General features: G+C 67.8%; 3 protein-coding genes. 1 reads left to right on the forward strand and 2 read right to left on the reverse strand.

Translation table 11 applies throughout. The features are described 5' to 3' along the window. Positions 1–428 precede the first annotated feature (428 nt). Both AWC16_RS25480 and htpG read right to left on the reverse strand, forming a co-directional pair. Complete coding sequence (locus AWC16_RS25480; protein ID WP_272937805.1) at positions 429–3,758, reverse strand: PGRS repeat-containing protein; 3,330 nt, start codon at positions 3,756–3,758, stop codon at positions 429–431. A gap of 218 nt (positions 3,759–3,976) precedes the next feature. Continuing rightward, on the reverse strand, positions 3,977–5,908 hold the full coding sequence (gene htpG / locus AWC16_RS03660; protein ID WP_085263439.1) for a molecular chaperone HtpG: 1,932 nt from the start codon (positions 5,906–5,908) through the stop codon (positions 3,977–3,979). 131 nt (positions 5,909–6,039) lie between these two features. On the opposite strand from htpG, the gene AWC16_RS03665 reads away from it, so the two are divergent. Further along, entirely contained in the window at positions 6,040–15,999 is a 9,960-nt protein-coding gene (locus tag AWC16_RS03665; RefSeq protein ID WP_085263440.1) for a BTAD domain-containing putative transcriptional regulator, read from the forward strand. Positions 16,000–16,003: the final 4 nt, after the last annotated feature.

Here is a 16,003-nt window from a genome sequence, read left to right on the forward strand (position 1 = left end):
ATAGAGCCGATCGACCAACGATGGCTCAACCGGACCGGATCGCGCGGCGGCGTTGCCGCCGATCATTCGACTTCCTTGAATTACCCCGGTCCGCCCGAAAATTAACCCCAGTCCGGAAGGAATTTCCTTCCACCTGTACTCAGTTTCAGTTGTAAACCGGCCGTCCGCTATGGGATATGACACCCAATCGCGGGGGGACGTGACCTGTATGAACGCCGGCCCACTGGGTGGGAAACGTTGCAAATGCAACTGGGGCCGTCGGCATCACCGTGGAACCTGCGTTTGGCCCCGTTTGGTGCTGATCATGCTCCGATCAGCGTCGCGTCTGCGCAGCCGGAGGCGTTCGAGCTCGGTCGCGACGGCGGGCTCAACCCCAGTTCGGAATGACTCCCCTCGTTCCGAGGACTTGGCGACTGCATTCGCCGAGGTCAGCCATGGTTGCCTTTGACACCGCCATGTCCGGCCGCCCCGGTGGTGCCGACGTTGCCGTTGATTCCGCCGGGGCTGCCCGCGGCGCCGACCGTGGTGCTGGCGCCGCCACCAGCACCTGCGGCACCGCCACTACCGCCATCCTTGGCCTGGAAGCCGCCACCACCGTTGCCGCCGGCGCCGCCGTTTCCACCCCGGCCGCCCTGGCCTGAGTCTCCGCCGTCGCCGCCCAAACCGTTGGTACTGGTGCCGCCGACCCCGCCGGCGCCGCTGACGCCGCCAGTGCCGCCGCTTCCACCGGTGCCGGCGGTACCGGCCTCGTACAGCCCCCACGAACCGCCGCCATTACCGCCGGCGCCGCCGCCGCCGCCGTCACCACCGGTGCCACCGGTACCGCCATTGCCGGCAGTGCCGTTGGTGGCAGTGCCGCCGCGACCGCCGACGCCGCCGTCACCACCGGTACCGCCCTTGCCGCCGGTGTTGCCGTAGCCGCCGCTCTGGGCGGGTGTGCCGGAGCCACTGGCACCATGGCCTCCCCGGCCGCCGTCACCACCGCTACCGCCGGTGCCGCCAGTGCCGCCGTCACCGCCATCGCCGGAGATCGAGCCACCCGCACCACCGCGTCCGCCGTCACCGCCGGTGCCGCCCTGGCCGCCTCCGGTTCCCACGCCGCCGTTGTAGTTGTTGCCGAATCCCTGCTGACCGTTGCTGCCGTTGCCCCCGCTCAGGCCGGGGCCACCATCGCCTCCGTCACCGCCGCGCCCGCCGTTGCCGATGTTGCCGCCGTCACCGCCTCGGCCGCCATTACCACCGATTCCGTGGATTGCGGTGGCCGCCGCACCGGTGCCGGCGTCGCCGCCGTTGCCCAACGGTCCGGTCGGCATCTGGCCTGCCGCGCCGGTGGCGCCGGTGGTGGAGCCGGCGCCACCGCTCCCGGAGAACATGTCGATGTCGTGGTTGTCGGCACCCCGGCCGCCGTCACCCGGGGTTCCGCCCGTGCCACCGCTACCGCCGGCGCCGCCGGCGCCCTGCGCGCCCGCGCTGCCCGATCCGCCGGAAGCTACCCCGCCGCCGGTACCACCGGCGCCGCCCGCGCCGCCGGCACCACCGGTGCCACCGTTGCCACCGGCCTGCCCATTGCCGCCATTGCCGGTGCCCACCGCGCCGTTCACCCCGGTCCCGCCGGTGCCGCCCGTGCCGCCCGTGCCACCGGCGCCACCCTCGCCGCCGTCGCCGCGCACCCGACCACCCAGGCCGCCGGCACCGCCCGCGCCGCCGGTGCCGCCGACGCCACCGGTGCTGCCGGAACCACCCGCACCGAGGCCCCGGTCGCCCTCATGGCCGGCAGCACCCTGACCGCCGTTACCGCCGTCACCGCCGTCGCCGATGTTGCCGCCGTTGCCGCCCCGGCCGCCGGCGCCGCCGGTAAAACCGGGCCCGGTGGCGTCCGCGCCATTGCCACCGGCACCGCCGCTGCCGTGAATGCCGCTCGGCAGGTCACCGGCGACACCCGCGGCGCCGCGCACAGAACCGCTGCCGGCCGTGCCGGCCGCACCACCGGCACCGGCGTTTCCGCCGTTGCCGCCAAAGCCGCCCTGGAAGCCGGCGGTGGTGGCGTCGGCACCCTTGCCACCGTCACCGGGGATGCCGCCGTTGCCGCCGTCACCGGCGGCACCCCCGGCACCGACCTTGCCGTCGTGCCCGGAGCCGCCGGCGGCCACCCCGCCGGCCGCGCCACCGTAGCCACCGTTGCCACCCCTGCCGCCATGGCCGCCGTCGCCGCCGGTCTGACCGTTGCCGCCGTCACCGGTCCCAGCGGCGCCGTTCTGGCCGGCCCCGCCGTTGCCACCGGTACCGCCACTACCGCCCGTGCCGCCGTCACCGCCGTTGCCTCGGATCGAACCGCCCAGACCGCCGGCGCCGCCGTTACCGCCGAGTCCGCCGGCCCGTCCAGCAGTGCCGGCCTGGCCGGCGTGGGTGCCGTCGTTTCCGGCCTCGCCGTCACCGCCCCGGCCACCGCCGCCGCCATTACCGCCGTCGCCGTAATCGCCGCCGTTGCCGCCCCGGCCACCGTCCCCGCCGGTGCCGTTGTCCATCCCGGCGCCACCGGTGCCGCCAGCGCCGCCGTTGCCGTAATTGCCGCCGTGGCCGCCGGCGCCGCCCCGGCCGCCGTTGTCGCCGGCCTCGGTGGCGTCGAAGCCCCGACCACCGGTGCCGCCGTCGCCGCCGCTCTGCGCATCGGCGCCGGCCGCGCCGCTGAACCCCGGCCCCTCGTTGGCGAAACCGCCCGCACCCCCGGCACCGGCCGTACCGGCATCACCCCCGTTGCCGCCCAGACCGCCGTCCGGGGTGTCTGCGGTACCGGCCGCGCCGGTGCCGCCGGTACCGCCAAGACCGGCGGCTCCGCCTCGACCGCCGGCACCCGCGCTGCCAAACTCGCCACCGTCACCTCCGACACCGCCGATACCACCGACGCCGCCGTTGCCACCATTGCCGCCGGCACCGCCGTGGACACCGGCGACTCCCGCCGCTCCATTGCCGCCCGCGCCGCCCGCGCCACCCGCACCACCGACGCCGCCGTTGCCGAACCGCGCACTACTCGCACCGCCGGCGCCGCCGTTTCCGCCGACGCCACCGGTGGCACCGCTGGCGCCCGTTGCGCCCGCCCCACCGGCACCGCCGGCACCACCGTCGCCGAACACCACGCCCCGGCCGATACCGCCGACACCACCATCACCACCCCCGGCACCGCCGGCGCCGCCGACCCCGCCGTCGCCCAGCAACCAGCCACCGGCCCCGCCGTCGCCGCCAACCGCCCCGTCGGCACCGGAACCGCCGTTCCCGCCGTTACCGAACATCCCGGCATCACCGCCGGCACCGCCCAGGCCGTCGTAGCCGTTGCCACCGTCGCCGAACAGCAGGCCGCCGGCACCGCCGTCGGGGCTTTCCGCAGTGCCGTCGGCACCATCTCCGATCCATTTCAGACCTTCCGGCGCCGACAGGTTGATCAGGTCGATGAGCCAAGCGTTGTCCGGGTCGTCGATGAAGCTGTCGATGCCGCCGTAGATCGGGTCGTTGACGAAGCTGTCCAGAAACGCGGCGACGTCGAAACCGCCGATGAGGCCGTCGCCGAGCACCCACTCACTCGGGTCGAAAAGATCGATGATCCAATCGAATACATCGGCTTGGGCACGCGGGCTGACCGCCGACGGTGTCATCCCGAACGCCAAGAAGGCACACGTAGCCACCAGGATGGCCAACACCCGATTCCAGGGACGTGCCGCTGCACTCGGCGACCGGCGGCATTCGATGCGGTTTGTGTCGACCACCGAGTGCGTCTCCTCTTCTCGCGCTCTTGCCCGCGACAAGCAGCGTCAAACCTGAAATTCAGATCATTTTTCTGGACCATTATCCGTTAAAACGGTTAACCCGTCCTTAAAAATAGCAATGACCCAAGGTCTTAGACCTTGGGCCTCGCCGTTGGATCCGTTAATGGGAGGTACGTCACACCCGATCAGGGGGCGGGCCAGAAGCCCGCCGGGTGGGCTCAGACGGTGCGGGCCAGCCGATCCGCCAGCAGCTCGGCGAACCGCGCCGGATCCTCCAGCGCCCCGCCCTCGGCCAGCAGCGCGGTGCCGTACAGCAACTCCGCGGTCTCGGCCAGCCCGGCGTCCTCGCCGCGCTCGCTGTACGCCTGGCGCAGCCCGGTGACCAGCGGATGGCCCGGGTTCAGTTCGAGGATCCGCTTGCCGACCGGAACCTCCTGACCGTTGGCGCGGTAGATGCGGGCCAATGCCGGGGTCATCTCGAAGGTGTCGGTGATCAGGCAGGCCGGCGACTCGGTCAGCCGAGTGGACAGCCGCACCTCTTTGACGTGGTCGGTCAGCGTCTGTTCCAGCCACGCCATCAGGTCGGCGAAATCCTTTGCCTGTTCCTTGCGTTCGGCCTCGTGCGCGGTCTTGTCCTCGTCGGAGTCCAGGTCCACCTCACCCTTGGCCGTCGACTGCAGGGGCTTTCCGGCGAACTCGGGGACGGTGTTCACCCACACCTCGTCGACCGGGTCGGTCAACAGCAGCACCTCGTACCCCTTGGCCTTGAACGCCTCCAGGTGCGGCGACTTCAGCAGCTGCTGGCGAGACTCGCCGGTGGCGTAGAAGATCTGCTCCTGGCCGTCTTTCATGCGTTCGACGTACTCGGCCAGGGTGGTTGGTTCGGAGTCGCTGTGCGTCGAGGCGAATGAGCTGATCGCAAGCAATGCCTCTTGATTGTCGAAGTCGGAGAGCAATCCTTCCTTGACCACCCGGCCGAACTCGGTCCAGAAGGTGCGGTAATCCTCGGGCCGCTGCGACTGCAGCTCCTTGATAGTCGAGAGCACCTTCTTGGTCAGCCGTCGGCGAATCGCGTTGATCTGCCGGTCCTGCTGCAGGATCTCGCGGGAGACGTTGAGCGACATGTCCGCCGCGTCGACCACGCCCTTGACGAATCGCAGGTATTCCGGCATCAGCTGGTCGCAGTCGCCCATGATGAAGACCCGCTTGACATACAGCTGCACGCCGACCTGCGCGTCCCGGTTGAACAGGTCGAACGGGGCGTGCGACGGGATGAACAGCAGCGCCTGGTATTCGAAGGTCCCCTCGGCCTTCATCGCGATGACCTCGAGCGGGTCGTCCCAGGCGTGCGCAATGTGCTTGTAGAACTCTTTGTATTCCTCTTCCGAGACTTCGTCTTTGGGCCGCGCCCACAGCGCCTGCATCGAGTTCAGCGTCTGGGTCTCGACCGTGACCGTCTCTTCGCCACCCTCTTCAGCCGGCGGGGTACGGCGCTCGACCTGCATCCGGATCGGCCAAGCGATGAAGTCGGAGTACTTCTTGACCAGCCCGCGGATGGTCCACTCCGCGGTGTAGTCATGCAGTTCGTCTTCAGCGTCTTCGGGCTTGAGGTGCAAGGTGATCGACGTTCCCTGCGGCGCCTGCTCGACCGGCTCGATGGTGTAGGTGCCGTCGCCGCTGGATTCCCAGCGGATCGCCTCGCTCTCGCCGGCCTTGTGGGTCAGCATCTCGACCCGGTCGGCGACCATGAACACCGAGTAGAAGCCGACCCCGAACTGCCCGATCAGTTCCTCGGAAGCCTTGGCGTTCTTGGCTTCCCTCAGCTGTTGACGCAGCTCGGCGGTGCCGGACTTGGCCAGGGTGCCGATCAGGTCCACCACCTCGTCGCGCGACATGCCGATCCCGTTGTCGCGGACGGTCAGTGTGCGGGCCGCCTTGTCGACCTCGATCTCGATGTGCAGGTCGGAGGTGTCCGCATCGAGATCCTTGTTGCGGAACGCTTCCAGGCGCAGCTTGTCCAGCGCATCGGAGGCGTTGGAGATGAGCTCCCGCAGGAACGCGTCCTTGTTGGAGTAGACCGAGTGGACCATCAGATCCAGCAGCTGACGGGCCTCGGCCTGAAACTCCAGCTGCTCGACACGTGCGTTCATAAGAGCCGAATTTTACCGGCGGCCTCATCGTGCTCGTCGAGGGGTTGACTCCAGCGCACCGTCTTTACCAGATCTTGACCGCGTGTTGAATCGCCCCACCGACGATCATTGACGTGACTACCATTCAAGCCGTGGAGCTGGGGGTTTTGGGACCTCTCCAGGTCCGGCGAGACGGCGCCCCGGTCATAATCCCGGGCGCCAAACCGCGCGCCATCCTCACGATGCTCGGGCTGCAGGGCGGTTCGGTCGTGTCGGCCGAAACGCTGATCGATCTCCTCTGGGGCGACGAGCCGCCACGCACGGCCGCCAAGGCCCTGCAGACCCACATCTCCTCGCTGCGTCGGGTGTTGGGCGACGGTTTCGTTCTCACGCAGGGAACCGGCTGGGTCCTCAGCACGACCGAGGTCGATGCGCCGCGTTACAGGCTCGCCACCAAATCGGGCCGAGATGCCGCTGCGGCCGGGGACACCACCCAGGCGGTGGTTCGCTTCGAGGAGGCGCTGACCCTCTGGCGTGGAACTCCCGAACTGCCCGACTCCCGCCGAGGTATCTCCGAGAAGACACGCTGGATTGAAAGCCACGCCGCGCTGGTCGAGGACCGCGCCGACGCGCTGCTCGCAACGGGGCGGGCCGCGGAGATCATCGGCGAGATGGAGGCCGCGGTGGCCGACGCACCGCTGCGGGAAAGACGATGGTCCCAGCTGATGCTCGCCCTCTACCGCGCCGGCCGCCAGGGCGAAGCCCTCGGCGCCTACCAGCGGGCACGGTCACTGCTGGCCGACGAGCTCGGGGTCGACCCCGGACCGGAACTCCGGCGGCTGGAGAGCGCGATCGTCGCCCAGGACACGGCATTGGATTTCCCGGTGGCACAACATCTCCCGTCGGTGACACGCGCCGTGACCTTCCTGCTCACCGATATCGAGGGGTCGACCGCTGCTTGGGAGGCCGACGCCGGCGCCATGGCGGTGGCCTTGGCCCGCCACGACGAGCTCGTCGAGCAAGTCGTCACCTCCCGCGGCGGACGACTGATCAAGACACGCGGCGAGGGCGACGCCACGTTCTCGGTCTTCGAGCGCCCGTCGGCGGCGGCGGCCGCCGCCATGGAGCTGCAAGACGCCATCCTGCACGAGCCGTGGGACCTGTTGGAGCCGATGCGTATCCGGGTGGCGCTGCACACCGGAGAGGTCGAACTCCGTGACGGCGACTACTTCGGTCGCGCGGTCAACCGAGCCGCCCGGCTGCGGTCGCTGGCGGTCGGCGGCCAGATCCTGTGCTCGGGCGCGACGGCCGAACTCGTCATCGACACCCTGCCCGACGATGTGGCGCTTGCCGACCTCGGGATGCGTCACCTCCGCAACCTGCCGCGCCCGGAGCACGTTTTCGAGCTCCGCCTCCAGACCACCGAGCAACCCGCAGATCCGGCCGAGACGCCCGTCGAGCGGCCGGACCTCCCCGCGGTACTGACCGGCCCCGGGCCGTTCGTGGGGCGTGGCCGCGAACTGGCGCGACTTGCCTCCGCGTGGCAGACCGCGCTCGCCGGCGGCATGCACGCGGTGCTGATCGCCGGCGAACCCGGTGTCGGCAAGACGCGCCTGGCCGGCGAATGGTCACGACAGGCCTATGAGCTCGGCGCCATCGTGCTGTATGGCCGTTCCGACGAGGATCTCGGAGCGCCGTATCAGCCGTTCGCCGAGGCGCTGCGTTCGCTCGTGCCATCGGTAGGCACCAAGCGGCTGCGGGGACTGCGCGGAGTTGAAGCCCTGCTCCCCCTCGTTCCGGGTCTGACCGAGCTGCTGCCCGATCTGTCCGCGCCGACCCGCGCTGACCCGGACACCGAACGCTACGCACTTTTCGACGCCGTGGTCGCGTTGTTGGAACTCGCCTCCGCCAGCGCGCCCGTCGCCCTGATTCTCGACGACCTGCACTGGGCGGCCAAACCCACGCTGCTGCTGTTGCGGCATCTGCTGCGCTTCGGCGACCACACCCGGGTGCAGGTCGTCGCGACGTACCGCAGCACTGACCTCGACCGCGCCCACCCGCTGGCGGCGATGCTCGCCGACCTGCACCGGGACGGCACCGCGAACCGCCTTACCCTCAGCGGCCTCGACGAGGACGACGTGACGACGTATCTCACCGAGACCGGGTACGACGACGAAGAACTCGCCCGGGCGCTGGCGTCACTCACCGGCGGCAACCCGTTCTTCCTGATCGAGGCGCTGCGCCATGTCGACGAAAGTGGCGGCGTATGGGATCCGAGCACCTTGCCTCAGGGTGTTCGGGAAGCGGTGAGCCGCCGGCTTTCTCGGCTGCCGGCCGAGACCAACAAGGCCCTGGCCGCGGCCGCGGTCGTGGGCAGCCGCTTCGGCTTGGACCTCGTCGAGCGCGTGGTGGACCAGGATCTCGTCGACGCCTTCGACGAGGCGTCCAAAGCCGGCATCGTCATCGAAGAGCCCGGTGGTCGATACCGGTTCAACCACGCCATCGTCCGGCAATCGCTGCTTGCCGAGCTGGCGTCGGTACGTCGCATGCGGCTGCACCAACGCATCGCCACCACATTGGAGGGCGAGGCCGGCGCGGACGACGAGCTGCTGGCGGAACTGGCCCACCACTACTTCGAATGTGCGTGGGCGGGGAACACGGCCAAGGCCGTCGAGTACTGCCGACGAGCAGCAGACCAGTCGATGTCCCGCCTCGCCTACGAGGGCGCCGCGGACCTGTACGACCAGGCCCTGCACGCGCTGGAGGAGATGGACGAGGAACTGGGTGACCGCGACGAGCAGGCCGCCGAGTTGCTGGTCGCGCGCTGCGAAGCGCTGCTGGCCGCCGGTGACGTGGTGTCGGCGGCCGGTGCGGTAACGCAATTGCAGGCGGCAACAGTCGATTCGGCCCGGCTGGCGGCGTGGGCGACCTGCTTCGACGGCCAGCTGTCGATGCTGACCAATCCCGAGCGGTTGGACGAGATCGAAGCCGCGCTGGGTGCGGCTGCCGTAAAGCTGGCCGGTTTGGACGATGCCGCGGGCGAAGCCAAGGCGCACACCGTGCGGGCCGGGTGCCTGGCCCGCCTTGGTCGAATCGGCGACTGCGAGATCGCGTTGGACAACGCGCTCACCGCGGCGCGCCGCGCCCGCGAGCAGCGCCGCGTGAACGCCGTGCTGGCCGGTGCTCCGCTCGCGGCGCTGTGGGGCCCCACCCCGGTTCCGCGCGCAGGCGGTAGATGCCTTGACGTGGTTCGGCTACTGCGGATCACCACGGATTCCCCAGCGGTCGAGGCGACCTCGACGCGGTGCCAGGCGGTGTTGGAGTCCTTCCGCGGCCGCGCCGCCGCGGCACGACGGATGATCGACTCGGCGCGGCGCACGGTCACCGAACTGGGTCTGCGCCACGCGCTGCTCGAAGTTGAACAGTTCGCCGGAATCGTCGAGCTGGTCGCCGACGATCCCGCTGCCGCCGAACCGCATCTGCGTAAGGCCTACCGCGGTTTTCGTCGCATGGGGCTGGACGCCGACACCGCCGAGACAGCGGCGCTGCTGGGTCGCACCTGTCTCGCACTCGACCGGGATGCCGAGGCGCAGGAGTTGTGTTCGGAGAGTGAGCGTCTGGCCGGTCACGCACTGAAGGCATCGATCGCGTGGCGCACGCTTCGGGCACTGCTGTTGGCTCGTCGCGGCGATCATGACGAGGCCCGGCGGATGGCCGAGGCCGCGGTCGGCCTGGCTGAGCGCACCGATGGCTTGGTCGATCACGGTGATGCGTGTCTGGCGCTGGCAACGGTGTTGGGAGCTGCGGGCGATCTGGCGGGGGCGAGAGCCGCTGCCGAGCGGGCGGTGGATCTATACGAACGGAAAGGTGCTGCGGCACTTGTTGAGACGGCGCGGCTGGTTCTCGGAGAGCATTTCACGCCTGCTGAACCGCCCCCAGTGGATCCGCCGGCCGTCCGGCTGGGCAACGCGTGCGTGCAAGCGGGAGAAGGCGTCATCGCCGTCATCAATCGTGAGGCCTGGGACGAAGTGGAGCAGCTGTTCGCGCCAGATGGCACATTTGAGAGCCGCCGGAAGATCGTCGGCTTTGGACGGATCGATGTTCCGGCGGGTGAATCGCCGCATGTGATCCGGCGAATTCTCGAGTCCGTCCCCATGCGGGTCAGCCAAGTGGTTATTGCCATTCGAGGTGAGCGTCTGGCGCTCACTCGATTGATGATAGGAACTGCCGACGTGGGCCCTGGGTCACCACAGGATGAGTTCCTCGTGCTTTATGGCATCGACAAGGCGGGGCAGGTCGCGTTGCAGACCTGGTTCGACGTCGAAGACATGGATGCGGCGATCGCCGAACTCGATGCGGTACATGCCCGATTTGAGAAGGTTTGTCCTCGATCACCGCTCGGGAACTCCGCGAGCAAAGTGGCTGAGCGCTGGCAGGCACACTTCGCAGCGCGCGAGTGGGCCGCCATGACACAGATGCTGGCCGACGACGTTTACTCCGACGATCGACGGGGCATGGTGGGAGCCGGAAAAAGATTCGGCCGAGATGTCGCAATCGCTGACATGCGGATCCTCGCCGAGATGGATACGACCATGATGTCGACTGTCGTCGCGACGCGCGGCGAGCGACTCACCCTCTGCCGTGACCGACTGTCGGAGCACGAGTATCGGCCCGATGCGTTTCACGGCGAGATTCTCAGCGTCATCGAGATCGACGCCGACGGACGGATCATGGCAGGCCTCACCTTCGAGGTCCAAGACTTCGACGCCGCGATCGCCGAACTCGACGCCCGCTACCTCGCCGGCGAAGCGGCCGCCCACGCGCACACGTGGTCGGTCATCGTCGACGGTTTCGCCGCTTTCAACCGACATGAATTCCCCGAGCCCGACTGGGTGAACATCGATCATCGACGTGCGAGGGCGTTCGCGCCCGGTGAACTGACCGCATATATGCACGCCACCTGGGACCTCGCGCCCAACGTGAACGTCTATGTGGAGGCGGTGCATCGGCTGAGCGACCTCGGTGCTGTCGTCACCCACGTGGTGCGTGGCACCTCGCAAGAGGGGTTCGACGCCGAATGGCGGGAAGTCATCCTGTTCACCATCGACGGCGACCTGTTCACCCGTTGCGAAGTATTCGACGAAGGAGACGTCGACGCCGCGCTCACGAGGTTCGAAAAACTTAGCCGGCCAAGGCAGAAAACCGCCGCCGCTCGAGTTTACGAGGGCATCCTGACGCACTTCGCCACGCGCGACTGGACCGCGATCAGAGAGATTCTGGCCGAAGACGTTTCCACCGAGGATCGTCGTCGGGTGGTCAATGCCGGCCTCCGACATGGCCGGGACGCCGTAGTCGCGGAGATTGCGGCAATCGCCGAGGCGGGGGTAACCGACCTCACGTCCGAGGTCCTTGCGACCCGTGGAGAACGCCTCGTCTTGAGTCGTGGCCGCGCCTCGGCAGGCGACCACCGACCCGATGCGTTCCGCACGGATCTCCTCGACATCGTCGAAGTCGATGCCAACGAACGGGTTGTGGCCCGGGTCATATTCGACGACGAAGACTTCGACGCCGCCATCGCCGAACTCGACGCCCGCTACCTCGCCGGCGAAGCCGCCGTCCACGCGCAGATGTGGTCTGCCATCACAGGGGGTTTCGTCGCGCTCAGCCGGGGGGAACTGCCTCGGGTAACCCCCGACTTCGTCGACGTCGACCATCGGGCGGTCGCGGCGGTCGAGCCGGGTGGTCTGATGGCGTACCTTCGTGTCGCAATGGCCGATACGGTCAACAACACCATCTACCCCGAGACCGTTCATCGGTTGACCGACCTCGGCGCGGTCGTCACCCACGTGGCCAAAGGGACATCGCGGGACGGCGTAGACGTCGAATGGCGCATGGTCGACACTTTCACGGTCGATGGCGACCTTTTCAGCCGCTGCGAGATGTTCGACGAAGCGGACCTCGACGCCGCGCTCGCGAGGTTCGAAGAACTCAGCCAGCCGACGCGGCCGCTGGAGAACGCGGCAAGCCAGGTGGCGCAACGTTTCCTCGCGCACTTCGCGGCCCGGCAATGGGATGCCATGGCAGAACTACTCGCCGAGGATACCTCCTCCGACGATCGCCGTCGTGTCGTGAACGCAGGGATCCGACGAGGTCGAGATATCGAGATGGCGAACTGGCGTGCCACCGGCGATGTCTGGACCGCCAATGTCGACTCGACCGTGGTTGCGACCCGCGGTGAGCGCCTTGCGCTCGTTCGCCTGGTCTTGGACGGCCAGGACCAACCGCCTGAAGCGTTCCGAATGGCGGCGCTGACCATTGTCGAGATCGACGACGACAATCGAATCGCCACGACCGTCGCGTTCGACCCCGACGACTTCGATACCGCCCTCGCCGAACTCGACGCCCGCTACCTCGCCGGCGAAGCGGCCGCACACGCGCACACCTGGTCAGCGATCGCAGGCGCATTTGTCGCGCTCAGGCGACGTGAAATGCCTTCGATGACTCCCGACTTCGCTGACGTTGACCGTCGGACGCTTGCAACGGTCGGGCCGGGTGATCTGATCGCATACCTTCGTGTCGCGATGGACGACACGGTGGAAAACATCATCTACATCGAGGCCGTTCATCGGTTGACCGAACGCGTCGCCGTTATCACCCACGTGGCCAAAGGGACATCGCGGGAAGGCTTGGACGTCGAATGGCGCGTAGTTGACACCCTCACCGTTGACGGCGACCTGATCAGCCGCTGCGAGATGTTCGACGAAGCGGACCTCGACGCCGCGCTCGCGAGGTTCGAAGAGCTGCACCGCCAGCCGGCGTGGCGATTGAGAAACGCGGCGAGCGTGGTGTCCCAACATTTTCTGACGCACTTCGCGGCTCACGAGTGGGACGCCATGGCGGGGTTGCTGGCCGAAAGCTATTACCACGACGATCATCGAAGTGTCGTCAACGCAGGAATCCGGCACGGCCGAGAAGCGGCTATCGCAAACATGCGCGCTACGGCCGACCTCGGGATCACCAGCGTCAACGTGACCGAAGTGGCGACGCGCGGGGAGCGTCTGGTCCTCACCCGCAGCGTCTTTTCGTTTCGGGACCACGATCCCGGGGCCTTCCTCGCCGAGCAACTCGACGTTGCGGAAATCAACTCAGATGGCCAACTCGCCGCGAGCGTCTCATTCGACCCCGACGACTTCGACGCCGCAATCGCCGAACTCGACGCCCGCTACCTCGCCGGCGAGGCGGCACCCCACGCGCACACGTGGGCCCTCGTCACCGGCGCCTACGCCGGGTTCAACAGACGGGATCTCGCCGCGACCACACCAGACTGGGTGAACATCGACCACCGTCGCGGAGCAGCGTTCGAGTCCGGTCACATGATCCCGTACCTGGAGGCCGCATGGGACGACTCGCCTGACACCAGGATCTACATCGCGGCGGTGCATCGACTCAGCTACATCGGAGCGGTTGTCACCCATGTCACACACGGGATTTCGCAAGAAGGCTTCGACGCCGGGTGGCGGGATATCAATGTGGTGACCGTCGACGGTGATCTAGTCGATCGCAGTGAACTGTTCGACGCGACCGACCTCGACGCCGCACTCGCCCGGTTCGATGAACTGCACCCGCAACCGCGGCCGCTGGACAACACGGCACGCCGAGTGGTTGAGCGCGGCCTGGCGCACTTCGCGGCACACGACTGGAACGCCGCGGCGAAAACGATGGCAGACAACTTTCTCAATGACGATCGCCGGCCGGTGGTGGGATCGGGAATCCGACATGGTCGGGATGCCCAGCTGGCCGACGCGCAAGCCACTGCCGACCTGTTCACAAACCTGACAACGACGGTCATCGCGACCCGTGGGACACGCCTTGTCCTCGCGCGCAACAGCTTCTCGGAGCGAGATCAAGGAGCCGAGGCATTTCTCACCGAGACACTCAGCATCTTTGAGATCGACGCCGAAGAGCGAGTCGCGGCGTTCCTCTCATTCGACCCCGACGACTTCGACGCCGCAATCGCCGAACTCGACGCCCGCTACCTCGCCGGCGAGGCGGCACCCCACGCGCACACGTGGTCCCTCGTCACAGACGTTTATGCCGGATTCAACCGACGCGAGCTCGCCGTGACGACGCCAGACTGGGTGAACATGGACCACCGTCGTGGGGCAGCTTTCGCCCCCGGCGACATGATCGCGTACATCCAATCGGCATGGGACGACTCGCCTGACACCAGGATCTACATCGCGGCGGTGCATCGGCTCAGCGACATCGGAGCGGTCGTCACCCATGTCGCACACGGGATCTCGCAAGAAGGCTTCGACGCCGAGTGGCGGGATATCAATGTGCTGACCGTCGACGGCGATCTGGTCAACCGCAGTGAGTTCTTCGACGAAGCTGACCTCGACGCCGCGCTCGCGAGGTTCGATGAACTCAGCGCGCCGACGTTGCTGCTGGAGAACGACGCGACCCGAACCTGGGCATACGTGGCCGACGCGTTCAACCGTCGTGACAGGAAGGCCCTGCTGACGCTCGCCAGCGGGGACGGCCAATACGACGACCGCCGGAAAGGGCTGCGTCATGTGCACGAGGGTCCGGACCGACGGAAGATCGTGAGCGCCACTTTGGACACAGCACCCAGCGGCTGGCGATTGGAGGTGGAGCCCATCGCCATCCGGGGGGCTCGCCTCTCGCTGACCCGCGGGCGTTACCGCGATATCGATGATCCGGATCGACCGATCACCGTGGAGATGCTGCACGTCGTGGAAGTCGGCGCTGACGGCGCGAGGCACTGCACCGTGAACTTTGATCCCGATGACATCGATGCCGCGTTTGAGGAACTTGATGCTCGCTACCTCGCCGGTGAGGCAGCCGCCCACGCGCAGACTTGGTCGGTGATCGCCGGCGCCCACGCCGCACTCAACCGGCGTGAACTCCCGGCCACGACGCCGGACTGGGTCAATATCGATCACCGTCGTCCGGCAGCTTTCGCGCCGGGTGAGGCGGTGGCCTTCGTCCATGCCGGGTGGGAGCTCAGCCAAGGCATCACGACCTACGTCGAGGAAGTTCATCAGCTGAACAACCTCGGAGCGGTCGCCACCTACGTGGCATCTGGGACGTCGCACGAGGGCTTCGAGGCCGAATGGCGAGCGATCGGCCTTACGACGGTCGAAGGCGACATGGTCAGGCGCACTGAGATCTTCGGCGAATCGGACCTGGACGCCGCACTCGCCCGGTTCGATGAACTCAGCGCACCGACGTTGCTGCTGGAGAACGAAGCGACCCGGGCCTGGGCGTGCGTAGCCGACGCATTCAACCGCCGTGACGGTGAGGCGATGTTCGCGCTCGCGAGCGCGGACATCCGATATGAGGACCGGCGAAAGGGCCTACGTGATGCATACGAGGGTGCAGAGGCGCGGAAAGCCATCGATGCCATGTTGGAGATGGCACCCGGCAGTTGGCGGGTGGAGATAACGCCGGTCGCTGTCAGGGGGTCTCGCGTCGCGTTGACCCGCAGGAGCTACCGTGACATCGACGATCCCGCTCAACCGATCACCGTCGACGTGTTGGACGTCACCGAAGTCGACGCCGACGGCCTGATGCGCCACACCGTGACTTTCGATCCCGACGACACCGCCGCCGCGTTCGAGCAACTCGATGCCCGCTACCTTGCCGGCGAGGCAGCGGCCTGTTCGGATTCCTGGTCGGTCGTGACGCGAGCGTATGCCGCGCTCAACCGGCGCGAACTTCCTGCGACCACGCCGGACTGGGTCAACGTCGACCACCGGCGAGGGCGGGCGTTCGCGCCTGGTGAGTTGTTCGCATTCCTTCGTGCCGCATGGGAAGTCACACCGGATCTCAGCATCTACGTTGCGGCCGTGCATCGCCTCAGCAGGCTGGGAGCAGTCGTCACTCACACGGCGTCTGGCAACTCGCGCGAGGGCTTCGGGGCCGAGTGGCAGACGATCGAGCTTCTGACTTTCGAAAGCGACCTGATCAACCACTGCGAGATGTTCGACGTAACGGATCTGGACACCGCGCTCGCAAGGTTCGATGAATTGCACCCTCACGTCGGCGACGAGATCAGCCCAAGCGGGAACGTGCCATTGTCGCAGTAGGGTG

The sequence above is a fragment of the Mycolicibacter longobardus genome (assembly GCF_002102265.1).
GTDB classification, from domain to species: Bacteria; Actinomycetota; Actinomycetes; order Mycobacteriales; family Mycobacteriaceae; genus Mycobacterium; species Mycobacterium longobardum.